Origin of the sequence: Enterovibrio litoreus, from assembly GCF_045679545.1 — a bacterium.
Lineage (GTDB): Bacteria > Pseudomonadota > Gammaproteobacteria > Enterobacterales > Vibrionaceae > Enterovibrio.
The window spans coordinates 369,747-393,541 of sequence record NZ_CP166195.1 but is presented as its reverse complement, the minus strand read 5'-3'; the positions used below and the strand labels follow the sequence as shown (position 1 = coordinate 393,541).

The following is a 23,795-nucleotide window of genomic DNA, read 5'->3' as shown; positions in this document are numbered from 1 at the left end:
AAAATGACAACAATGAATTTTGATACGCCGGTTGACCGCATGGGCACTTACTGCACGCAATGGGATTATGTGCAGGACAGATTTGGCAAAGCGGGCTTGTTACCGTTCACCATTTCAGACATGGATTTCGCGGCACCAGACGCCGTGATCGATGCATTAAAAGCACGTTTAGAGCATCCGGTGCTGGGCTATAGCCGTTGGAATCACGACGATTTCAAAGGCGCGATTGAACGCTGGTATCAGCGCCGATTCGATACCCAAATAGATAAAAACGCCCTTGTTTATGGCCCATCGGTGATTTACATCATCGCCAAGTTGATTGAAAAATGGAGCCATACCGGTGACGGTATCGTGTTTCAAACGCCAGCTTATGACGCATTCGATAAGCTGGTAGAAGGTGCAGGGCGTCGCTGTGTTCGCAACCCGTTACTAAAAACCGACAGCGGTTGGGACATTGATTGGCCGTTATTGGAGCAGCAGATTGCCCAGCCTGACACCACAGTGTTCTTGCTGTGCAGCCCACACAACCCGACGGGGCGAGTATGGTGCCGCGAAGAACTGATGCGCATTGCTGCGCTTTGCGACGAGCACGATGTCGCGCTGATCTCCGATGAAATCCACATGGATGTTGCGTTCAAAGCACATACGCCATGGTTGGGTTTTGGCATGAAACAGCGTTGGGCATTGGTGACTTCGGCGTCTAAGTCTTTCAATATTCCGGCGCTCAATGGCGCGTATGCGTTTATTCCCCATGAGCAATCACGCAATGATTATTTGTTCAAATTGAAAGAAGTCGACGGACTATCGTCCCCATCAATTATGGGCGTCATCGGGATGATGGCAGCTTATAACCACGGTGAAACTTGGCTAACAGCGCTGAATGCATATGTGAAAGAAAGTCATGAACTGGTGCGCGATACGTTGAATAGTGCTTTCGATAGCATTGAATATCAGGTGCCTGATGCGACGTATTTGGCATGGATCGATCTTTCTGCGTTGAATCTCGATATGCAAAAACTACAAAGTGACCTGATTGAGCACTTCAATGTCGCCATCATGGACGGCGGCGTTTATGGCGAGTCAGGGAAAGGCTATGTGCGATTAAACCTTGGCTGTCCTCGAGCGAAAGTGCAAGCAGGACTGGATGCGCTGGTGGGGGCGATTGGGCTGCAATAGGCTTAGTGTTGATGGAATGAGAAGCCGACAAAATTTGCATCATCCCCCTTGTTGATTCACAAAAGCTGGTTTAGGTTCTTATTTTCAATAAGAAGGGATTCAAGAATGAAGAAGGTAATCGCTGCGGGTTTTGTTGTTGCTTTGCTTGCAGGGTGTGCGGGCCCTAAATACACGGTTGAAGCAATTAGCGCTGACAACCAAACGGAAAATGTCACTATCGTGAAGCACAATGCCACTCGAAGTGTTTTCCTCGATAACATGTTGACCTGGTGTATGGATGAAGGAAAGCAATGCAATGTGGTCAACGAAGGGACGCCGCACGATGTCGCCGCGTTGACGCTGACCTATATTTCGCGTTGGAGTTGGGATTTCAGAACCTTTGTCGCAGATGCCAAAATCAAAGCCTATAAAAATAGCGAGAAAGTTGGCGAGGTGACATTCAAAGCGCCCAACAACGGAAACCTTTCTAAATACGGCGATGATGACAAACGCATCCAAATGATGATGTCGCTATTGTTCGGTGAAGCAAGCCTGTCAGAAGCACAACAGAAAATAGAAAGTGATCAGATGTAATAAATCCCTCTTTATGAGCGGTATATCATTGATTGTATTGAGGGAGTGTATAGAAAAAACAGCCCGATTTACGGGCTGTTTTGCAGACATATTACCTCTAGCTAATTTCTTTAAACTTCGCCGTAAAGTGCCTGAGCACCGACGGTTCATAGGTGAAATCTAACCCCTTGAGCGACGCGGCTTTGTCTTTCAGTTCAATCAACGCGTCGGCGATATAGTCCATGTGATCGTTGGTGTATACGCGACGGGGAATAGTGAGGCGCATCAGCTCCATCGGTGATGGCTTTTGCTGGCCAGTAGCAGGGTCTCGCCCAAGGAGTAACGAACCGATTTCTACCGCGCGAATCCCGGCTTCCACATAAAGTGCATTGGCGAGAACATGGCCGGGGAATTGTGCTGCAGGAATATGTGGCAGCAATTTTCCTGCATCCACAAACACCGCATGGCCGCCTGTTGGGTATTGAATGGGAATGCCACCTTCACGTAAACGCTCGCCCAAATATTCCACTTGGCGAATACGGTAGTTAAGGTAATCTTCCTCCGCACCTTCGTGTAAGCCTCTCGCCAGTGCTTCCATATCACGGCCAGCCATCCCGCCATAGGTGATGAAACCTTCCATTGGCACACAGCGTGTTTGTACCGCTTGAAACAACTCTTCGTGGTCACGTACACAGCAAAGTCCGCCGATATTCACCAGTGGGTCTTTCTTGGCCGACATGGTTAGCATATCGCCGTACGTGTACATCTCTCGGATGATGTCAGTGATTGAGTGGTTTTCGTAACCCGTTTCACGCTGTTTGATAAACCATGCGTTCTCGCAATAGCGTGCAGAATCTATCACCACCGGAATGTCGGCTGCTTTGGCGATTTGGTAAACCTCGCGCATGTTGGCCATGGAAACCGGTTGACCGCCAGAACTGTTGCAGGTGACCGTGGTGATAATAGCTGCGATGTTATGCGAACCATATTGCGCGATGGTGTCGCGTAATTTATCGAGGTCAAAATTGCCCTTCCAATCATCATAGGTGTCGGTGTCGAACGCTTTCTCTGTCAGTACGTTTATCGCCTTGCCACCGTTCATTTCAACGTGACCTGCCGTGGTGTCGAAATGGTAGTTCGAGATAAATACAGGGTTTGTGCCCCCGCGTACCTGACGCATCCGTTCAATTAAACAAGGGAACAGAATTTGCTCTGCGCCACGCCCTTGGTGAGTTGGCACGGTGAGTTCATAACCAAAGAAGTGTTTTACCGCATCACACAAGTTGTAGTAGTTGCGGCTGCCTGCATAAGCCTCATCGCCCAACATCATGCCTGCCCACTGGTTATCGCTCATGGCGCCGGTGCCGGAATCGGTCAGCAGGTCAATGTACACATCTTCGCTCTTGAGCAAAAACGGGTTGAGCCCTGCGGTTTGTAGTGCTTGTTCGCGGTGCTCTGGCGTGGTCATTTTGATGCGTTCAACCATTTTGATGCGGAACGGTTCTGGTAAGCGTTTCATAGGATTGATCCTTTTTTGCGCTCGCACGGACGGTGTGTTTCCGCCTGATGATTCGCTCAGTGAGCGATCAAGAAAGCGAAGAAACCACAAACCGACCCCAATAAAAAAGGGACGTGCGAGCAAATACAATGTGTTTAAAAGAGATGAAATGTCGACGCGAGCGCGTCAGCGAGGATCAATCGCGAGGGAAGTCGTAGGCGAGTTGGATATCGTTGTTGTACCAGTGGAATAGCACTGCGCTGTCATCATGCGTGCACGTATTCATTCGCTATCCTCCTTGATGCTGTGGCTATAGATGATTTGATTGCAACTGTTGATAACTTAGTCAAATTTAGCGGTGAATGCAACTGTGTGATTCCGCGATGAAATCGGTTGATATCACTCTGTTGCAGGGGAAAACTTTTCCATCCTATCAAGTGCGAGACACATTGTTAGCCAAATCCATGCATATAGTGTGAGCAGAGCATAACGGTTCAGCAGTGATTCCAATGGAGAGGAGAGCCCGCGCTATGCAATTTGAAAACCACGTCAACACATCGATTTTTAATACGACAATTTTTCGCTCGCCACTGTCCGAATCTGGCAAGAAGCCAGCGTCGAACACGATGACCAATTTGCCTTTTCTTGATGCGATAGCGCGGCAGGTTTTAGCATCTACAGATATGGATGCTAGCTACAAAGCACGTATTGAGCGTCGCATTCAGGTGCTTTCTAAAAACACACTCAATCTTTTGATCATCGGTTCAAAAGGCGCTGGGAAATCTGCAACTTTGCGGGCACTGTTTGGAGAGCACGATTGGCAAGCCGATGATTTGAATAACGGTGGTAGCTACGCTCCTCCCGCGGCGCTCCGCCGTCATGAACTGAATCAGTTCACGGTGTGGCAGGCCGATCTGCCCAATGGAAATGATCCTGCCCCGCAATTTTGGAGTGAGGTTGGCGCTTTGCTGTCAGAAACTGACACTGACAACACGCCGCTCATCGATCAGGTGGTCGTGGTGTTGGATGCTGCCAATAGCAACATTGACGATTGTTACTTGGATATTTGCCATTCCATTGTTCCCATGCTGGGTGCGATGCCAGAAAACCGTTTAATGATCGTGATGAACAAAGCTGACAAAGTCGCCAGACATATCCGCGGCACACGGGCGAATGAGCTAATGCCACTGGATGCGGAAATTTGGCTAGACTGCACAGCGGCTACGCTGCGCTATCGTTTATGGCACAACACTGGCATTCAAACCCGCCCGTTGGCTTACAGCGCGTTGGCGGGAGAGTCACCAAATGGCCGTCCGTTTAACTTACAAAAATTGATGGTCAATATGCTGGCGAGCCTACCGGAAGAAAAGCGGATAACTTTTCTTAATCAACCACTTACTCGTGGTGATGACCAGTGGCGTGATCACGATGAAAAAATGATTTACCTGCAAAGCGTCGAGAATATCTGCTTTGATAGCTTACATCTAGGAGCGAGAGACGGTGATCGGTTCGGCGGCCAACTCGGAGCTTTTTTAGGGCGTCATGGACGCGCGTTGGGCGACATAGTGTCAGACACGATTCGCGCACAAATGGGTATCACGATTTAACATCGGTTAATCGACTCATTCTAAGCGAAAACATGCTGGAGGGCTTGCCGCTAGGGCTATCGTCCTCCTGATTGTCCCTCAAATATATTCCGCACGGCAACCTGTAAGTAAACAAATTGTTAATGGCTATCAATACCGAGACAGATTCACTCGGTTGCTTTGCTTATAGTTGCATTTGGTTACGTAGTACTCATTGAGGGCAACCCCATGCAAAATAGCACCGTATTTTCTCGACAATTGGCCATGGACATCAGCCATTCGTCGCTGCTGGATGAATTCAAAAAGGCAGCACTGCAACTTCGTTTGCATCAATTGGAAGCACAACCCCTGAACATCCTGTTTGCTGGGCCACAAGGTGTTGGCAAAACATCCACGATCAAGGCACTGTTTGGTGGCGCATTAGACGGGATAGAGAAGAACTCTTCTGATACTGGTCGTTATGAAATGGGTAATCTCGTGGTTTGGGATTATCCGGGGCACACGGGCAATGCAGAGCAAGACGCCATGCTCGACATGCAGTTGGCTGCGACGTTGACCGAGCGAGACGGTGACGGAAATCCGCTTATTGATATGGTTGTCGTGGTGTTGGATGCAGCAGAAAGAAACCTCAACAGTGGTTATCGTTTGATCACCGAAGTGCTTGTGCCTGCGCTGGGCGATAAGCTAGATAGCCGATTGGTTGTCGGACTGAACAAAGTGGATGCTGCGAGCTATGGGTATGAGTGGGGCTATATTGTTGACAGCCCGTCACCTGAAGTGGAAATTTGGCCTGAAAGCACAGCCACCTTATTGCGCCACTGCATGTTGGATGAATCTGGCCTCGAAATTGCGCCCGTTTGTTACGCGGCAGAATTCTCGCGCCGCGATGAAGCGCCTCGTCCGTTTAACCTGCTTAAACTCATGAACCAGATGTTATCTAAGCTGCCGCTTGAGAAAAAACTGACCTTGATTGATGCGCCGTTAAATGCACAGACTCAGGCGTGGTATGAGAGTGATGATCGCAGTAACTATCTGACAGAAATGGAAAACAACCTGTTTGATTTGGTTTATGAAGGTGCGAAAGATGGCGCGAGATTTGGTGGCTTACTTGGCGCTTACCTTGGCAAGCAAGGCAGAGAGCTTGGCTATTTAGTCCGCCGTAATTTGCGCAGAACCCTTCATCAGGAATAAGGCTTTTTGCTGAGATTGCCAATCAGCATCTAGCGATTTCGGATGCATTTGAAAACTGAAAAGGGAGCGATGATCGCTCCCTTTCTTTATGTGTTGAAACTAGGCATGTTACTAGCGAACTCAGCCTTATGTGAATCAGTGTTCCCAGCTAAAATCCGACACACGCTCATCAGCAATGTAAAACAACAAATCGTTCGGTTTTACTTCTGCGCCGAGCGGTGGGTTAAGCTGCACATGACTATCACGGCGAATGCCAATTAACGTGGCATCATGTTTTTCTTTCATGCGCAAAAACAGTGCATTCACCGTGGTGTATTTGGCATCCGCCGGGTAGTGTACTGCGTACTGAGTCATCCCTTTTCGGGTGTTTAGCAGTTCGTGATGCAGTTCGGAAGAGCCCGGATCGACCGCCGATTTTGCCATCATCTCCACCGATACCGATGGAATACATTCTGCTTTCGGACAGTGCGTTTTCAAAAGATTACTCAGCACCTCTTCCTGAAAATATGCCAAAATGTGCGCGTCGGGATTCTTGCTTGCACAGAACAGCGCCGCCGCAAAAGTAATGTCATCTTCTGGGTTATCAATGATGATGCAACTCGCATTTTGAACGCCTGCTCGTGCCATGGCCGTCTCATCGGTGAAACTGGTGGTGCGAACAAAATCGATGTCTTTCGGCAGTGGGTTCTCAATCTCTGCACGGACACAAAGCACGATAGGGCGCTTGTTTTTTTCTTCATGAAGCAACATGTCGATGAGGTGTAGGGTACGGCTTTCATTCCAGCCCAAAATTAAAATGTGGTCAGACACGTCAACGCTCCTTTTTCCTGTTAATCCTTTACGCCAAAATTGAAGAGCAATACCTGCTAACCGCCCAACACCTATGGCAAAAATACCTAACCCGCAGGGAATAACGAACAGGGCAACAACCCATTTGCCTGCGTCTGTTTGTGGCGACATATCGCCATATCCGACCGTCGACGCAGTCACGAGTAAATAGTAAACAAAATCAACAATTGGTGTGGTGAGTTCTTGCTCTCCCGCTGCTTTAAGCAAGGCCCAACTCACTGCGGCATAAGCAAATACCGCAACGGCGACGTGCTTACCGCTCAAATGCTGAAATTGAGAGGTGATCCATCGGCGAACCATGTACCACTTTGTCATCAGCCGTTTTCCTTCACGTGTGTCTTTTCTATTAAATTTAGCCGCACACTATAACAGCCTAATCACAATGCCAATTTCTCAATTCTGTTGACTGTGAAAAAGTTCTCATCTTAGTGCTGGCTGCGCTGAAACTTTCCCGCTAAGGTCGAGTCATCATGATGTACCCAAGTATATTGAGGTTGCGCGGATATGAAGGCGGATATTAAGAGGAAAACTGCCATGAGTGATAACAAATATCTTGATGAGTATTCAGAAGATAGCTTCTGGACAAAAACGCGTGATTTTGCGCAAAAAGCTGGTTACGAAGTGTTGGAAAAAGCGCTTAGGCTCTACTATTCCGCCACGGATGACGACACACCCAAGTGGGCGAAAACCACTATCTTCGCTGCGCTCGGTTACTTCATTACGCCCATAGATGCCATACCTGACCTTGTCCCTGCCGTGGGTTTCTCAGACGATTTGGGAGTGCTGGTGGCTGCCGCAGCGGCAGTTGTCATGCATGTCAAAAATGAACATGGTGAGAAAGCGACCGAGAAGCTTGAGAACTGGTTCAAGAAGATAAAGTGATCAACATTGGTTTTGCAATTATCCTTGGCAGCCTTTATTTATCGCAGACAACGCGCATTTATCGCTAACGCTTAAGAGACTGAATGCGTAGAATGCCAGCCCTGCAATTTTCGGACAGCATCGATTAGGCGTCAACATGGCAAAACCGAGCAAAACATCTTCACAACAGAAAAAAGGCCTGCACCCGCGTAACCCGCATCGTGCTCGCTATGACTTCCCCGCATTGGTAAAAAGTACCCCTTCACTCAATGCCTTTGTGAAGAAAAATCCGTTTGGTGAGTTGTCAGTGGATTTCTCCAATCCCGACGCGGTCAAAACCCTCAACAAAGCCTTGTTGAACCATTTCTACCAAATCAGCTTTTGGGACATTCCTAAAGGCTATTTGTGCCCGCCGATTCCGGGACGTGCTGACTATCTACACTATATCGCAGACCTTCTTGCTGAGACTCACAACGGCAGTATTCCAAAGGGCAAAACAATTAAAGGTCTGGATATCGGCATGGGCGCAAACTGCGTTTACCCTATGGTTGGCCATCGTGTGTACGGCTGGCAATTTGTTGGCGCAGACATTGATCCGATTTCTGTAAAAAGCGCCAAGCTGCTGGTGGACGCGAACCCAACATTGAAAGGTGGCATTCAGTGCCGATTGCAAAGCAACCCTGACCACATTTTCACGGGCATGATTAACGCCAAAGACCGCTTTGATTTCACCATGTGTAATCCGCCATTCCACACGTCAATGGAAGAAGCGACCAAAGGCTCTGAGCGCAAAGTTCGCAACCTTGCTGCCAATGCGCTTAAGAAAGGCGGTGATAAGGGAACAGCCTCTCACGCCATGTCACACGCAGACGTAAAAGGCATCAACAAAGGGAAGGGCAAGCCTGTTCTAAACTTTGGTGGCCAAAACGCAGAGCTTTGGTGTCCTGGTGGGGAAGCCGCGTTCATCAAACGCATGATCGAACAAAGTGCAGAGTTTAAAACCCAATGCCTATGGTTCACTACCATGGTGTCGAAAAAAGAAAACCTGCCAGCCATCAACCAAGCATTGAAAGCCGTAAAAGTGAAAGATATCCGCACTATTGAAATGGCACAAGGCCAGAAGATCACCCGCGTGGTGGCTTGGACGTTTTTGGACAAAGACGAGAGAACGTTGTGGTGTAGTGGGTGGAGTCATCTCGCCGTTTAGCAAAGATTGAGCTCATTGCTACCTGAAACGCGGTTGGTTGTTCTCGTCGTGCGATACTCAATCAACCACAAACAGCTTTGCGCCAACGGTGGTGGAAGAGCGGTGCGCTTCAGCGTTATCCGCCACCTGATAGCTCATGCCGGGCTTCAATACGTGAATGCTACCGTCATCAAGCTCGGTGGTGAGTTCGCCAGAAAGACAAAACAGAATGTGTCCCTTAGCACACCAATGGTCAGCAAGGTAGCCTGCTGAGTATTCAACAATTCGCACTCTGATATCGCCAAACTGTTGGGTGCGCCAAATTGCCACCCCCGTTTCGCCAGCGTGTTCGGTGGGCGGTATGGCTTCCCAATCCGTTGTGCCAAATGGCAAATCGTTTATTTCCATGTGTTAACCCTTCCTTGTGAGTGTCGATTTGAATCGGCTAAGTCAAGGGTGAGTTAACCACATGATTTGCGCAACAGCGAGTCGTGTGAGGTTTTTATCTGCCTGTTATCTTAAAGAGGATACAAACCTTACTTGATGGTGACACTGTGGATGGTGACACTGTGGATGGTGATCGGATCCATAGGTGCTCAATCAACACATCGCTTTGGAAGCGAATCGGGAAGACCAATGTACGGGTCACTTTTGGGAAGGTCGCTTTAAAAGCCAAGCGCTGCTTGATGAAAAAGCACTGGCAGCAGCCATGGCGTATGTGGATTTAAACCCCGTTCGTGCGGCGATTGCCGATACACCTGAGCAATCCGCTTTTACCTCCGTCAAAGCACGGATTGAAGCGTTGAGAAAAGAGCAACACACCGCCCGCTACCTTTTCCCCTTTGTTGGCAATCCACGCGAACCCATGCCCGATGGTATTCCCTTTCGATTAATGGATTATCTGGAACTTGTCGACTGGACAGGGAGGCAAATGCGGGACAACAAACGTAGGCATATCAACAGCGCTTTACCGCCTATTCTTTCAAGGCTCGGCTTTGAGCCCGCAGATTGGCTAGAAGTTTGCACCCAAATAGAGCGGGGCAGGCTAGTGGGCAGCGATGTTGCAATCAAAGCTGCATTACCTCAACTAAACCGAAAGCGAATATCAGGGCTTAGACTGCCCGACGGCTAAACCTTCTCCTTTCTAACCCCAACGTCATCAACTAACAGGCAATCGCCTGTTTTTATGCTGCCTCCCGTACCCAGATTTAGTGAGATTTGATGAGAAATCTAGTAACTTGGGGAGATTGAGTGTCCTTCTTATATATCTAACTTTATAACAGTAGGGTTATCGACAAATCAGTTGTTGCCTTTCTCTAACGGTGACTGTCTCAGTAAGCTTCACATCTTCGATCTCGACACCAAGATAGCGAATGGTGTTATCAACTTTTACATGCCCTAAAAGTAGCTGTACTGCCCTGATATTTTTTAATGCGAATTGGGAATCCGCATTTTGTTTTGAGTAATTGACCTAAGAAAAAAGGGACAAATCCCACACACAGCCACTCAAAGCATGTTATCTAAGCCACTGAGTGTCATTTCGTTTTTCAACTTTGCTGGTATGCTGGCAAGACCTCCCATTTTGTTGTTAGAAATTACAAGGATGTATTCAATGAGCCGTTCTCCCTTCGAATCCTTTGTCTGGCACAGCGATATTTTTGAGTGCGACAGCACGGATATCAGCCGGTTTTATGCGTTGTTGGAGCGGGAAGTGACCCGTTTGAGCTTGAGTGCCAAAAAGCTTGGTGATGTAGGAGGTTACCCTCTGTGGCTGATGCAATCACCGACGCAGAAAGCCGATCGGCCAAACCTGCTTATCAGTGCAGGTTTTCACGGCGAGGAGGCTGCAGGGCCTTGGGGGCTTTTATATTTATTGTCACAGTTGGATACCCATTTGTTTGAGCGTGTGAACTTAAGCCTGTTACCACTGGTTAATCCTACAGGCTTTGCCCGAGGCCACCGATTTAATGAACTTGGCGAGAACCCCAATCGCGGCTTCTTTATTGAAAATGATGAGGCCAAGGCGGGGAATGACACCTCTTTCGAAGGCAAGATTTTACTAGAACACGCCCAACTGCTTCAGGCTGCAAGTCGAGATGGCATATTGACCTGCCACGAAGATGTTCTTTTGAGCGACACCTACGTTTACACCTTTGAACCCAGTCAGACGCCGGGACCATTTAGTCACGGCCTTAAAAATGCCCTAGGGCATTACTTTCCCATTGCCAACGATGGCGATATCGATAACTGTCCGGTGAAAGATGGCGTGATTTTCAACCACTTTGATACGTCGTTTGAGTCTTTTTTGGTGCGCAGTGGCGCCCGTGTTGGCTGTTGTAGCGAAACCCCAGGCCAACAGAATCTGGATCAACGCATTCAGGCCAATGCGGCGGTGATGACCGCCTTTTTGGAAATGCTTTCGGGACCTCGCGCCAACGGCTAGTTCACGCATTTGAGCACGTGTTGTTAGCTGATAGTGGGAGTTGGCTCGCAGAGCTGCTCGTGGCTCAAGAAAGGGCAAAGGCAGGTATTGAACCTGCCTCTTTTGTTCGGCGTTGATCAGGTGGTTATCTGGAAACGGAGCTGATCGTCTTCGCCAACGCCACTTTCACGATGGTCGCCTTATTTGATGGTCACTTTTTCGATGACAATCAGATCCATAGGCACGTCATCATGCCCCGCAACGCGTGTCGTCATGGCGTTGCCAATGTTGTTTACCACATCCATGCCTGCCGTCACCTTACCAAATACGGCATAGCCCCAGCCTTGGTTAGTGGCTGCGGTGTAATCCAAGAAGTCGTTGTCTTCCAAGTTAATGAAAAACTGTGCGGTGGCAGAATGCGGTGCATCCGTGCGTGCCATGGCAATGGTACCAATGCGGTTTTTCAATCCACGGTTCGCTTCATTTACGATAGGGGCGTGAGTCGGCTTTTCTTTCATTTTTGCCGTGAAACCACCACCTTGGATCATGAACCCTTTGATCACACGGTGGAAGATGGTGTTGTCGTAGAAACCTTCTTCGCAGTATTTTAAGAAGTTCTTCGATGAGACTGGCGCTTTGTCCAAATCCAGTTCGATTTCAATGTCGCCAAAGTTAGTGGTGAAGATGATCATAAGTCGAAAGCCGTTGGGTAGAAATGAAAGGGGCGCAGTATATACACAAAGCCAAAGATTAAAAGAAGTGATGACAACGCGGTTAAACGAGAAAAGCGCTCAGTCAAAAAGACTGAGCGCTTTTTTATCTACCGTCTAAGGCCTATCAACGTTCTTTAGTGGCTTGTTTCAGGCTGATCACTGATAGGGTCGGGTTCTTCTGGGTCATCATCCATTTCACCTTCATGAAGTTTATGACCGCCTGAGATATAGGTGTACATCACAGGAAGTACGAACAAGGTGAACAGCGTACCCACGGCAAGGCCGGCCACGATAACTAAACCAATGTTGTAGCGTGACGCTGCACCAGCCCCTGTTGCGAACAACAGAGGTATCAAGCCCGCAATCATGGCTGACGTTGTCATCAATATCGGACGCAAACGCACAGTGGCCGCTTCTACAATGGCTTCCTGCTTGGATACGCCTTTCATGATCTGCTCTTCTTTTGCCACTTCACACATCAAGATCCCGTGTTTGGTGATAAGCCCGACCAAGGTAATCAAGCCGACTTGAGAGTAGATGTTCATCGATGTTTCGCCGGAAATGTGCGTCCAAGCTAAGGCAATCAACGCGCCACTGATGGCGAGGGGCACAGTAAACATGATCACCAATGGGTCGCGGACACTTTCAAATTGGCTGGCAAGAACAAGGAAAATAATCGCTAAAGCCAGAGCGAAAGTCAGGTAAAGCGAGCTACCTTCTTCCACGAACTGCCTTGCCTCTCCCATGAAGGAGTAGGTATAGCCTTGCGGCAAGTCGGTGGCGGCAAGGTTTTCGAGAAAGCTTATTGCATCACCCATTGCTACGTTTGGTGCAGGCACGCCTTCAATCGAGATGGAGTTCATTTGGTTGTAGTGTGGCAACGATTTTGCCTGTCCATTCACGGTAAAGCTCACCAAGCTAGACAAGGGAACGGCCGCTCCGTTTTGCGCCGTGACATAGAACTGGCTAATCAAATGCGGATTAGCACGGTTGATACGGTCGACTTCAGGAATAACTTCATATGAGCGCCCATCAATGTTGACGCGGTTAATATAGCCGCCGCTCATCATGGTGCCCAATGTGGCGCCAATTGCTTGCATGGTCACGCCATACGCACCGGCTGCTTCTCGGTCGATGGTTAATTGCACCAAGCCTGAATCGTATTTCAAGTTCACATCGGAATACACAAACAAAGGACTGGTTTTTACTTTCTCCAGCATTTTGCTACCAATGTTATACAGTGTTTCGAAATCGGCAGGGCTGGTGATCACGAACTGCACCGGTAAACCACCAGACGCACCAGGCAGTGACGGCATTTGGTAGGCCGTGGCATTAATGCCCGGTATTTTCTTGGCAGCGGTATTAATGGTGGCCGAAATTTCTTTTTGGCTCTGAGTTCGGTCACTCCATGGGATCAATGGGCCAATCGCAATACCTTGGCTGCTGGTAGGCACGCCAATCATGGCAAGCGAAGCTTCTGCTTGAGGTTGTTCGGAAATGATTTTACCAATCAACTCCATATTGGACTGGATGTAGTCGTTGTTGGAGGTGGATGGCGTGCTGCCAATCACCACAACCACGCCCTGATCTTCATCGGGGGCGAGCTGCGATGGAATAAAGCTAAACAGGATAGGCAACGACACCAAGACGAAAAGGGCAAAGACTACCACCACGCGCTTGTGATCTAACACAGCATGAAGCGCATGCTCATAGCGCTTGGTTAATCCCCCCAACACGCGTTCAACAGTGGATTCAAACTTGCTCGGTTTCGCGTGAGGTTTAAGCATTTTTGAACACATCATGGGTGACAAGGTGAGCGCCACAAAACCGGAAATAAATACTGCGCCTGCCAGCGTTAGTGCAAACTCTTTGAACAACGCACCTGTCACCCCGCCCATCAGCGCTATCGGCGCGTATACCGCGGCAAGCGTGATTGTCATCGAAATCACCGGAATGGCGATTTCTCGGGTTGCTTCAATCGTGGCTTTGAAGGGCTTGGTGCCCATCTTGATATGCCGATCGACGTTTTCCACCACCACGATGGCGTCATCTACCACCAGACCGATGGCCAAAACCATGGCGAGTAACGTCATCAAATTGAGCGTGAAACCGAAGGCCTGCATTACCGCCATCACGCCAATCAAGGATAACGGAATGGTCACAATAGGAATCACCACGGCGCGAAATGAACCAAGGAAAAGCAAGATAACGGCAATAACAATCACGGCGGCTTCAATGATGGTTTTTACCACTTCATCAATGGAATCGGTGATCGCCAAAGTGGAGTCATACAGAACCTCTGCTTCGATAGTGGAAGGCAGATTGCGCTTAATGGAATCAAACTGAACGCGAATGCCAGCAGCAACATCAAGCGGGTTCGCCGTGGGTGTTGCATTGATGCCGATGATCACGGCTTCACGCCCATTGGCCAGTGCGCGAGAGCTGTCGCTGCTTTTACTCATGTTCACTTCAGCAACGTCTTGCAGCATCACAACCTGACCATCTTGACTCTTGATGATCAGATTTTTCAGCCCCTCTACGGTGTCGACTTGGCTGTCTATGGTGCTGTTCAATACCGTGAAATAGCTGTTGAACTGCCCCACAGCAGATTGGTAGTTGTTTTGCTGTAAAATGTTGACGAGATCCATCGTCGACAGGTTGTATTGCCCGAGCTTTTTCGGATCAGGCCATATTCGAAGCGCAAATGGCGCGCCTCCCATCAAGACGATATTAGATACGCCGTTAACGGTTGAGAGTTGGGGATTCACCACACGTTCTAAATAGTCTGCAATCTGGCTGGAGTTCAAATCACCACTAAAGAACGAGATATACATAATGGACGTGGTGGAGCCCGTTGATGACGTCACCGAAGGGTTGTAAGCCTCTTTGGGAAGCAAGTTAGTGACAGAGTTAATTTGCGATAGCACATTCGCCAGCGCGGCTTCAGGGTTGGTGTTGAGCATCATGTTAAGCACAATGCTCGAACTGCCAAGTTGACTGGCTGAGGTCATGAAATCCAGGTTATCCACCTGTGCTAATGCCTGCTCTAAGGGCTGCGTAATAAAACCTTCAACCAGATTGGCATCTGCGCCCGGGTAGGGGGTAGTGACCGTGATAACCGTGTTGGTCATTTCGGGATATTGGCGAACTTGCAAATCTTTCAGTGCGTTTAAGCCAAGTAACAGCAATAACACACTGAGTGACGCCGCCATGACCGGACGATGGATGAAAATATCGGTAAATTTCATTTCCGGCTCCTTTAAAGTTGCGGCATCTTATCGGGTACGGAAATAGGGTTAGGCACAATGTCTACTTTAGCGTTGTTGCCTAAGTTCAATATGCCTGTCGTGACGACTTCGTCGTCGAATTTCAGATCGCCAGTGACTAACGCATCGTTACCGCTGCGCTGAACCACGTCAACCGTGACTTGTTTGACACGGGTTTCATTGTCTTTCTTCTCGATTACATAAACAGAGTTGCCGTAAAGCGCAAACACAATGGCTGTTTGTGGCACGACAAATTGGTTTTCGAGGTTGGATAGCGCAATGTTGACGTCGGCAAACATACCACCGCGAAGAGACTGGTCATCATTAGGCAATTCCGCCTGCACCATAACTAGCCCTGTTTGGTAGTTTACTACCGGTTCAATGGCGTTGATTGCGCCCTTATAAGTGCGTCCTGGAAACGCTTCAACCGTTAATGAGATCGCTTGGCCAATGCTGATATTGCCGATTTCTGCTTGAGGAACACTGAAGCGAACCCTCATCAAAGACAGATCTTCTAGTCTCACAATGTCGGTACCGACTGCGACATATTGGCCGAGGTTGATATTTCGAATACCCAGTAAGCCATTAAATGGCGCTTTGATTTCACGCAGTGCAATGGTTGCCTGCAAACTTTCGATGCTTGCCAACATGGCTTGATATTTGGCTTGGGCGGTTTCGACGCTTTGCTCCGACACGGAGCGCTCTTGGTAGAGTTTGACCAGACGGTTGTAATCATCACGCACAGACGGCAATTGCACTTGCTGAGCTTTTAGGTCGGCTTTTTGAACGGATGCATCAAGGCTAACGAGCACAGCGCCTTGGTTTACTGATTCCCCGTTTTTAAAATTGATGGCGGTAACGATACCGGCGACTTCATTGGATACATCGACGCCTTGATTGGGTTCGATAAAACCAATAGCACTAATGCCTTGTGGCCACACAGTCGCCGTGAGCTTTTCGGTTGTCACTGGGTACACAGGCTCGGGCAAATTGGCCAATGTGTTCTCAATTTTTTTGTTTACAAAGAGGTTGAACCCAATCACTGTGCCGAAGGCGAGCACAACAATCACTATCATCCCTATTACCCACTTACTCATGCGCGAATCTCCATGCTCGTATCCATTTAATGTGTTAAACAGTGTCAGTTAAAACCTAAAGCGTCAGTTAAAGCCTAAAGCGCCCATGACGAGACCACATTGGCATGGGAGAAAAGCAAAACAGACAGGGTTTTGCTTGGGTGATTAGGTCGGGAGGACCACACAACAATAGAGACCAAACCGAGTCAAAAGTGCAGTTTTCGGCACCATGTTCACTCACTCCATTAGGGACGTTTCATAAAAAGTATATGCGGCGAGAAAGTTGGGAGTGTTTCCTTGTTGGGACGAAACAGAGGCTTGTTAATGTGGCGGGAAAATGGGCGTGGACAATTTCTAATCCTGAATCTCGGTCAATCTATGTTAAATCGGTAAACTGTCTATACCCAAGCATCTTGAGGTTGTTGGGGTATATTGATGACGAATAATGTTAGTCATTGGAACGATAGCCGACGGCATATTCATAAACACAGGGAGTGAAAACCATGACATTGATGAACACTAAACACATCGTTATTGCTTTAATGGCTATTCTGCTTAGTGCCACAGCCACAGCCACAGCCACAGCGAATGCCGAGCCAGTTTGGATTGATACGCGTAGCGCAGCGGAACATTTTTTCGATAATATCCCGGGCGATGTGAGGATCTCGCATTCAGACATCGTGGAAGAAGTCAGTACACTTTACCCCGACAAAAATACGGAAATCCGTTTGTACTGTCTGAGTGGAGCACGTTCCGGAAGCGCAATGGAAGCGCTCAAAAAGGCGGGCTATCAGAATGTGTCTAACGCAGGCGGCATTAGTGATGCGAGAGTGGAGCGTGGTTTGAAAAACGAGTGATCCAGTGTTCCCAGTTCTCGAAGAAATGGGTAGGCACTGACTCTCATTTTATAAATTTTGAGTATGCTGTGCCCGCCAGGTGTTTCTATCTTCTATTGATTAAAAATCACAATCAACACTAAACGTCATGCGTTGGTGCGTGTATGGGTGATCAAACGACAGTTGCTCTGCATGAAGGTGAAGGCGAGTATCTCTATCGCCATATAAACCATCACCTACCATCGACATGTTCAGTCCCAGATGGTGTGCGCAATGCACACGTAGCTGATGCGTGCGTCCGGTTTTCGGGTACATGTGAAGTTTACTGCGACCGTTTTCAGTATGGATGAGTTGCCAATAGGTAGTTGCGGGCTTGCCATGTTCAAAACAGACCAATTGGCGGGGTCTGTCGTCTGGGTCGCCGCGCATCGGCAAATTAATCTCGCCTTCGCTTTGTGCCACAATCCCTTCCACCATGGCGATATAACGTTTTTCTACGCCGCGCGTAATGAACTGTTTTTGTAAGCTCTTGTTCGCACGTCGCGTGAGGGCAAACACCAACAACCCCGATGTTGCCATATCTAATCGATGCAACACAAACGGCCCTTCAACATCAGGGAACATTCCGAGGACGCGGGTGTAAGCGGAATCTTGAATGGTTTTTCCCGGCACTGAGAGCAGGCCAGAAGGCTTGTTGACCACCACAATAGCGTCGTCTTGATAGACAATTTCCAGTGCTTTATCTTGCGCCCAGTTCTGTTCGAGTGGGTTGGGATCAACCGTTAACCCTTCCAGCATATGTCCGAGAATGGGGTTGCACTTGCCATGGCAAGATGGGTAGAACTTTCTATGCTGACGCACTTCTGATTTTGGCGATGCCCCCCACCAAAATTCGGCCATTGCGAGCGGGGTAAAGCCGTGTTTGTAGGCGTAGTGAAGCAGTTTTGGTGCGGCACACTCGCCGGCCCCTGCGGGTGGAACAGGGCTGGCCGTTGGAGCGAAAATTGCTTTGAGGGATTTTTCTTCCCCGCGCGCATTCAGGAAACAATATTGCTCAAACAGTTTGTTTTGAAGTGCATTAGACAGGGTTTTGCGCTGCTGTTTAGCGTGCTCGATGTCAGCGGTTAACTGAACGAGTTGTACTTGAAGCGCAGCGATTTTTTCATCCCATTCTAGCTTGAGGTATTTGAGATTGTTTTTCTCTGCAACACTCTGCTTGGCAAGGGTGTCGAGTTCTGCTTTCAACGCATCGCCAGTTAACGTGTTTTCAGCCTGTTGGCGCTGTTGCTTGCGTTGTGCTCGGCCCTCAATCATGGCTTGTCGTTGTGTTTGCTCAAGCGTCTTGTAGTCAGCTTGGTATTGCCCGATTTGGTTACTCAATTGCGTTATTTGAGGGTTGGCCGAGAGTGCTGTGACTTGTGTGTTTAACGCAGTGATCGCTTCCAACTCTGTTTGGAAAAAACCCTCTTCGGCCAGCATATCAAACACAGGTGGTACGAAATTCGGGAGGATGTTTTGCTCAGCAATTTTGCCAGAGAAAGCACTGAAATAGCCGAGATCACCGCTTGGAGAACGTACAAGCAAGACGCCAAACATTTTACCCATGCCTGTTGACGCCTTGTCATTGTCTAGCTCGAAATCATCGCTTAGCCCAAAGTCATGCTGCCAATCAATTTGCGTGGCTAAGTGTTGTTGCAACTCACTCGCGGCAAGCACACAAAGCGGATGTGGCTGATAGTAAAAAGGGAACGTAAACGCGCTCGGCAACTCGAATTGATCGATGGTGGCGTTAAAGCAGGTAAACAGTTCGTCTGGGGTAAACAATTCGTTTGGCGTAAACAATGCGTTTGGGTGCATGGCAAAAATCTATCAGCAACACGATGGGGGCGTGATTCTACCTGTTTAGGGGAGAAATACTACTTTGGCTCATTCAGCTGATGCATTCTTTCCCATGGTTGTTTCAGCACCATCAGCAATATTGTGCAAACTGATCGGTAGCAGGCAAGCCAGATTTATGAATAATGAGCGTTGCACGGCAATCGCCGTATGATGGGTGCTTTTCGTTAACTGCATCCTCGTCATTTAAGTAAGGGATCAGTTTGGCTAAAAAATACTATGTGGTTTGGAAAGGTCGTAAGAGCGGTATTTACACTGACTGGACACAGTGCAAGGCGCAAGTTGACGGCTTTCAAGGCGCAAAATTCAAATCGTTTCCTACGTTAGGCGAAGCGGAGGCAGCTTATGGCGGCAAGGCGAGCGCAACGTCAACCAAGGCCACAACGACTAAAAAATCGGCCAAACCTAAACCCGCAGCATTGACGCAGACGCAAATCACCGAGATGCCGTTTGATATCAAAATATTTACTGATGGTGGCTGTGAGCCGAACCCTGGCGAAGCCGGCACCGGGTTGGCGGTTTATGAGAATAATCAAGTCAGTGAACTGTGGTATGGCCTTTATCAGGCAGTTGGCACCAATAACACTGCAGAGCTTCACGGACTATACCAAGCGTTAATGATCGCCAAACAGAAGCTCGAACAAGGGCTGACTGTGGCAATCTATTGCGATTCTCGTTATTCGATTGATTGCGTGACCAAGTGGGCGTCGGGTTGGGAAGCGAAAGGATGGAAAAAGGCGGGGGGAGAGATTAAGAATCTCGACATCATTCAGCCCACTTATGCGCTCTATCAAACGCTGAAATCCCAAATCACCATTTATCACGTTAATGGTCACGTTGGTATTGAGGGAAATGAACTGGCTGACCGTATGTCGATTTTGGCCATCGAACGCAAAGAAAAAGCACTGAATCTGTATCGAGAAACCACGGATATCAATGAAATATTGGCGTTGCGAAGGGGCTAAAAAAGCGGCCCAAGGCGCTAGCGTTGGGCCGTTTGTCTGTTTGCTGCTCAGTTAACGCGCTACAGCGCTTTTTTCACTTTTTCTGCCACGTCAGCAGGGACCCATTGAGTCCAGACCTGCGGATAGGATTCCAAAAATTCCATCGCGGCAATTTCCCCGTCGGCTTGGTTTTCTTCCATCCATGCCATCATTGCGCTCATATCAGCGTTGGCGTAGGCGCGATTGGCAATGTATTGATACGCAGCAGGAGATTTCTGCGCGAAGGACTCGGTCGTGATGGTGTTCACTGCGGAGGGTGGGTAAGCCGTGACTTTTGGATCGAGACAATCTTCTTGAGTGATGCAGGTTTCATAGTGAGCGGGATCGGCGTCAACGCCAAAGTCGACTTTCACCATGTCATAGCGACCCAGCACAGGGGTGGGTGACCAATAGTAACCAAACCAAGGCTTTTCGCGATCGTAAGCACGGGCGATTGAACCAGCAAGTGCAGCGCCAGAGCCGGGATCAACCAGCTCAAAGCCAGATGCTTCCAAGTTCAACGCATCAAATAGATGCCCTGCGGTGATCTGGCACGTCCAACCCGATGGGCAAGTCATAAAGCCGGATTTACTGTCATCTTCTGGATGAGGGAATAGCCTGGCATTGGCTTTAATCCCTTCGATGGTGGCGAGCTCTGGGTGTTTTTTAACCATGTACTTAGGCACCCAGAAACCTTCTTCTCCCCCTTCGGCGAAGGCTTTACCTGCAAATCGCAGTTTGCCGGCATCAACGCCTTTTTGAAGCATCTCTTTATGTGAGTTACTCCAAAATTCAGGTGCAATATCCGGTTCGCCCTTTTCTGTCATAGAAACGCCGGTTGGCATGGTGTCACCAGGAACCAACTCTGCGTTGCAGTCGTAGCCGTTTTGCAGGATGAATTGGTCAACGTGCGCCATCAGTGTGGCTGAATTCCAGTTCATATCAGCAATGGTGACATCGCCGCATTGGTTAGTATCGGCAGAAGCAAAAGGTGAGAGCGAAAGAAGTACCAAGGGTGTTAGACGTGCAAGCATTGATAGAATCTCCAGCGATTGGCAATAGTGTTTTGTTATATGTGCTCAGCGATAACGTCACAATAACAAGGCGATGTAATCGTTGTTTAGCTATTGTTGATAAACGTGATGTTTCTGGCATTTAGGTGGATGGTTTGACCCCACGTTTGTGAAAGAAATATTTGAATTGGTCATGATCAGCCTCTCACTAGTCGCTATGCACTTTGATTATTGTTAATGCCGTGTTATACGCTTTAAGTTGTTTAGAGGTGTAAGGAATGCGTGAATCATGCAACAGGATGGCAATTCAAACAGTACGGCGTTCCCCTTTGTAAAGTTCGATAACATCCAGAAAAGTTATGACGGTAGAACCTTGGTGGTCAAAGGGTTTGAGATGGATATTGAGCAAGGGGAGTTCATTACTTTGCTGGGCCCTTCGGGTTCAGGCAAGTCGACCGTGTTGATGATGATGGCGGGCTTCGAACAGCCAACTCACGGCGAGATTTATCTCAAAGGCAACCCGATCAAAACACTCCCACCGCACAAACGCGGTATTGGTCTGGTATTCCAAAACTATGCACTTTTCCCGCATATGACAGTGGAAGAAAACCTCGCCTTTCCCCTGCAAGTTCGCAATCTCTCCAAATCTGACATCGAAAAGAAAGTGAAGCGAGCGCTCGATATGGTGCGTTTGTCTGAGTTCGGCCATCGCCGCCCTGCACATTTGTCGGGCGGTCAGCAGCAACGTGTTGCTGTGGCGCGTGCCTTGGTGTTTGAGCCAGAACTCGTGCTTATGGACGAACCGCTCGGTGCGCTGGATAAAAACCTGCGTGAAGAGATGCAATACGAGATCAAACATATTCAGGAAGACTTGGGTGTGACCATGATTTACGTGACGCATGATCAGTCTGAAGCACTCACCATGTCCGATCGTATTGCGGTTTTCAATGATGGCGTGGTGCAGCAATTGGCGACACCGGAAGAGCTCTATGAACGACCAGCGAATGCGTTTGTCGCACAGTTTATTGGTGAGAACAATCGCCTGAAAGGCAATGTGATTTCGCTAGATGACAGCTTGTGTAAGGTGCAAGTCCCTAATGGCGACATTATCACTGCTAAGCCTGTTGCCGTTGGAAAACCGGGGGATATTTCCACATTATCGCTTCGTCCTGAGCGTATTATCATCAACCCATCACAAGGGGCGCTAGCTAATATTTTTAACGCCAAAGTAGAGGAAGTGATTTACCTCGGTGATCACCTACGCACACGCGTCAAAGTGTGTGACAGCGATGAATTCATAATAAAAACACCGAATGCGGAAGGGCATCCTGATCTTCGTCGCGGAGACATGATCAGCATTGGTTGGTCTGAAGAAGATTGCCGAGCGTTGGACGCCTCTTAAAGTGCGCGTTCAAGGTTTATGATTTTTTGATATGGAAAATTGCTCGGCTGGTAATACCGCCAGTTGAAAAAAGGTTTGGAAAGGATGGGGCAAGTATGGAACGCAGTTTTTCTGTCGCTGATGGTGAGGCGAAGAAATGGATTCCAGTTCCTGCTCAGACGTCACTAAGCGAAAGACTTAAGGAGAAGAAGACGATGAAGAAACTTGCGTTACATATTGCCATTTTGGCGGGCTTGACTGGCGTTGCTTCCACAGCAATGGCTGATGAAACACTGAATATTGTCTCTTGGGGTGGCGCTTACACAGATAGCCAAACCAAAGCCTACCATGAACCTTGGACAGCAAAAACGGGCCAAAAAGTGGTCAACATCGATAAGGCGCAAAATGGTCTTTCGGGTTTGCGCGCTCAAGTTGAAGCGGGCAACGTGACTTGGGATTTGGTCGACATTCTGCCGTCTGACGCCATTGTTGCGTGTGATGAAGGATTGGCTGAACCACTTGATCATGATGTTTTACTTGCTGCTGCGCCAGATGGCACGCCAGCAACGAAAGACTTCCTTGCTGGCTCTCTGGGTGAATGTTTTGTCCCATCCATCGTGTACTCCAATATTGTTGCGTTCAACTCAGAGATGTTTGACGGCAAACAACCAAGCAAGATTCAAGATGTGTTTGACCTGAAAAACTTCCCCGGTAAACGCTCATTGCAGAAAAAGCCGATCAATAACCTTGAGTGGGCCTTGATTGCCGATGGTGTTCCCGCCTCTGATGTTTATAACGTATTGAGCACCGAAGCGGGCGTTCAACGCGCGTTTAAGAAACTGGATACCATCAAAGATTCTGTTATTTGGTGGGAAGAGGGTGCGCAGCCGCCACAACTATTGGCTGATAAAGAAGTGGCGTTCGCGTCTGCCTACAATGGCCGCATCTTTAACGCAGCTGTTAACGAGAAGCAGCCGTTCGACATCATTTGGGATGGCCAAGTGTTCGAGCTAGATGGTTGGGTTGTGCCAAAAGGTAAGCTGGACAAGGTGAAAGACTACCTGCGTTTCGCAACGGATTCTCAGCGCCTTGCTGATCAAGCCAAATACATTTCGTATGGCCCAGCACGTAATTCGTCGGCAGGCATGGTGACGACTCACGCTGAGTCTGGTATTGAAATGAAACCTCACATGCCAACCTACGGACCTAACTTTGCAACGGCTATTCCTAAGGACGATGTGTTCTGGGCGGACAACGGTGATGAGTTAGCGCAGCGCTTCAATGCGTGGTTAGTGCAATAAATTGATGTT

At 48.6% G+C, this 23,795-nt stretch carries 19 protein-coding genes and 1 pseudogene; 12 read left to right on the top strand and 8 right to left on the bottom strand.

Translation table 11 applies throughout. The features are described 5' to 3' along the window. Positions 1-3: 3 nt before the first annotated feature. Together AB8599_RS17395 and AB8599_RS17390 are read left to right on the top strand one after the other, a co-directional pair. Positions 4-1,176 carry a MalY/PatB family protein gene (locus tag AB8599_RS17395; RefSeq protein ID WP_407334162.1) on the top strand — a complete coding sequence of 391 codons (1,173 nt, stop codon included), beginning with the start codon at positions 4-6 and terminating at the stop codon, positions 1,174-1,176. Positions 1,177-1,281: 105 nt separating this feature from the next. Beyond that, positions 1,282-1,749: an Sbal_3080 family lipoprotein gene (locus tag AB8599_RS17390; RefSeq protein ID WP_407334161.1), complete on the top strand. Its 468-nt coding sequence runs from the start codon at positions 1,282-1,284 to the stop codon at positions 1,747-1,749. 97 nt (positions 1,750-1,846) lie between these two features. Here the strand turns inward: AB8599_RS17390 and AB8599_RS17385 are convergent, their stop codons facing one another. Beyond that, positions 1,847-3,247 carry a tryptophanase gene (locus tag AB8599_RS17385; protein WP_407334160.1) on the bottom strand — a complete coding sequence of 467 codons (1,401 nt, stop codon included), beginning with the start codon at positions 3,245-3,247 and terminating at the stop codon, positions 1,847-1,849. A gap of 509 nt (positions 3,248-3,756) precedes the next feature. On the opposite strand from AB8599_RS17385, the gene AB8599_RS17380 reads away from it, so the two are divergent. Both AB8599_RS17380 and AB8599_RS17375 read left to right on the top strand, forming a co-directional pair. Further along, positions 3,757-4,833 (top strand): hypothetical protein, encoded by a 1,077-nt coding sequence (locus AB8599_RS17380; RefSeq protein ID WP_407334159.1) that lies wholly within the window; start codon positions 3,757-3,759, stop codon positions 4,831-4,833. Between the two features lie 207 nt (positions 4,834-5,040). Then, positions 5,041-6,003 (top strand): hypothetical protein, encoded by a 963-nt coding sequence (locus AB8599_RS17375; protein WP_407334158.1) that lies wholly within the window; start codon positions 5,041-5,043, stop codon positions 6,001-6,003. A gap of 135 nt (positions 6,004-6,138) precedes the next feature. Here AB8599_RS17375 and AB8599_RS17370 read toward each other — a convergent pair whose 3' ends face one another. Next, a complete protein-coding gene (locus tag AB8599_RS17370; protein ID WP_407334157.1) occupies positions 6,139-7,167 on the bottom strand; it encodes an ion channel in 1,029 nt (342 codons plus the stop codon). 219 nt (positions 7,168-7,386) lie between these two features. Between AB8599_RS17370 and AB8599_RS17365 the strand changes: the two genes are divergently transcribed. Together AB8599_RS17365 and rlmF are read left to right on the top strand one after the other, a co-directional pair. Continuing rightward, on the top strand, positions 7,387-7,734 hold the full coding sequence (locus AB8599_RS17365) for a YkvA family protein (RefSeq protein WP_407334156.1): 348 nt from the start codon (positions 7,387-7,389) through the stop codon (positions 7,732-7,734). A 136-nt stretch (positions 7,735-7,870) separates the two neighbouring features. After that, positions 7,871-8,920 (top strand): 23S rRNA (adenine(1618)-N(6))-methyltransferase RlmF, encoded by a 1,050-nt coding sequence (rlmF, locus tag AB8599_RS17360; protein WP_407334155.1) that lies wholly within the window; start codon positions 7,871-7,873, stop codon positions 8,918-8,920. 57 nt (positions 8,921-8,977) lie between these two features. On the opposite strand, the gene AB8599_RS17355 is transcribed toward rlmF, so the two are convergent. After that, complete coding sequence (locus AB8599_RS17355; RefSeq protein WP_407334154.1) at positions 8,978-9,307, bottom strand: DHCW motif cupin fold protein; 330 nt, start codon at positions 9,305-9,307, stop codon at positions 8,978-8,980. A gap of 184 nt (positions 9,308-9,491) precedes the next feature. Here AB8599_RS17355 and AB8599_RS17350 point away from each other — a divergent pair. Then, positions 9,492-10,031: pseudogene (locus AB8599_RS17350) on the top strand (Mobile element protein); the annotation flags it as partial. A 480-nt stretch (positions 10,032-10,511) separates the two neighbouring features. Continuing rightward, positions 10,512-11,342 (top strand): M14 family metallocarboxypeptidase, encoded by an 831-nt coding sequence (locus AB8599_RS17345; RefSeq protein WP_407334153.1) that lies wholly within the window; start codon positions 10,512-10,514, stop codon positions 11,340-11,342. Positions 11,343-11,521: 179 nt separating this feature from the next. Here the strand turns inward: AB8599_RS17345 and AB8599_RS17340 are convergent, their stop codons facing one another. From AB8599_RS17340 to AB8599_RS17330, 3 genes are all read right to left on the bottom strand, one after another. After that, positions 11,522-12,013 (bottom strand): peptidylprolyl isomerase, encoded by a 492-nt coding sequence (locus tag AB8599_RS17340; RefSeq protein WP_407334152.1) that lies wholly within the window; start codon positions 12,011-12,013, stop codon positions 11,522-11,524. 155 nt (positions 12,014-12,168) lie between these two features. After that, entirely contained in the window at positions 12,169-15,282 is a 3,114-nt protein-coding gene (locus AB8599_RS17335; protein WP_407334151.1) for an efflux RND transporter permease subunit, read from the bottom strand. Between the two features lie 11 nt (positions 15,283-15,293). Next, positions 15,294-16,397, bottom strand: a complete 1,104-nt coding sequence (locus AB8599_RS17330) for an efflux RND transporter periplasmic adaptor subunit (RefSeq protein ID WP_407334150.1) — start codon at positions 16,395-16,397, stop codon at positions 15,294-15,296. Positions 16,398-16,879: 482 nt separating this feature from the next. Here AB8599_RS17330 and AB8599_RS17325 point away from each other — a divergent pair, with 482 nt between their 5' ends. Next, positions 16,880-17,233, top strand: coding sequence for a rhodanese-like domain-containing protein (locus tag AB8599_RS17325; RefSeq protein ID WP_407334149.1), 354 nt, complete (start codon positions 16,880-16,882; stop codon positions 17,231-17,233). A gap of 99 nt (positions 17,234-17,332) precedes the next feature. On the opposite strand, the gene AB8599_RS17320 is transcribed toward AB8599_RS17325, so the two are convergent. Further along, the gene (locus AB8599_RS17320) at positions 17,333-19,069 is read right to left on the bottom strand and encodes a pseudouridine synthase (protein WP_407334148.1); all 1,737 of its coding nucleotides are present in this window, start codon (positions 19,067-19,069) and stop codon (positions 17,333-17,335) included. 242 nt (positions 19,070-19,311) lie between these two features. On the opposite strand from AB8599_RS17320, the gene AB8599_RS17315 reads away from it, so the two are divergent. Then, positions 19,312-20,073, top strand: coding sequence for a viroplasmin family protein (locus AB8599_RS17315; RefSeq protein WP_407334147.1), 762 nt, complete (start codon positions 19,312-19,314; stop codon positions 20,071-20,073). Positions 20,074-20,132: 59 nt separating this feature from the next. Here the strand turns inward: AB8599_RS17315 and AB8599_RS17310 are convergent, their stop codons facing one another. Then, positions 20,133-21,125 carry an ABC transporter substrate-binding protein gene (locus tag AB8599_RS17310; protein ID WP_407334146.1) on the bottom strand — a complete coding sequence of 331 codons (993 nt, stop codon included), beginning with the start codon at positions 21,123-21,125 and terminating at the stop codon, positions 20,133-20,135. Positions 21,126-21,393: 268 nt separating this feature from the next. Between AB8599_RS17310 and AB8599_RS17305 the strand changes: the two genes are divergently transcribed. Both AB8599_RS17305 and AB8599_RS17300 read left to right on the top strand, forming a co-directional pair. After that, a complete protein-coding gene (locus tag AB8599_RS17305; RefSeq protein WP_407334145.1) occupies positions 21,394-22,506 on the top strand; it encodes an ABC transporter ATP-binding protein in 1,113 nt (370 codons plus the stop codon). Positions 22,507-22,700: 194 nt separating this feature from the next. Further along, positions 22,701-23,786: an extracellular solute-binding protein gene (locus AB8599_RS17300; RefSeq protein WP_407334420.1), complete on the top strand. Its 1,086-nt coding sequence runs from the start codon at positions 22,701-22,703 to the stop codon at positions 23,784-23,786. The last annotated feature ends 9 nt before the right edge of the window (positions 23,787-23,795 follow it).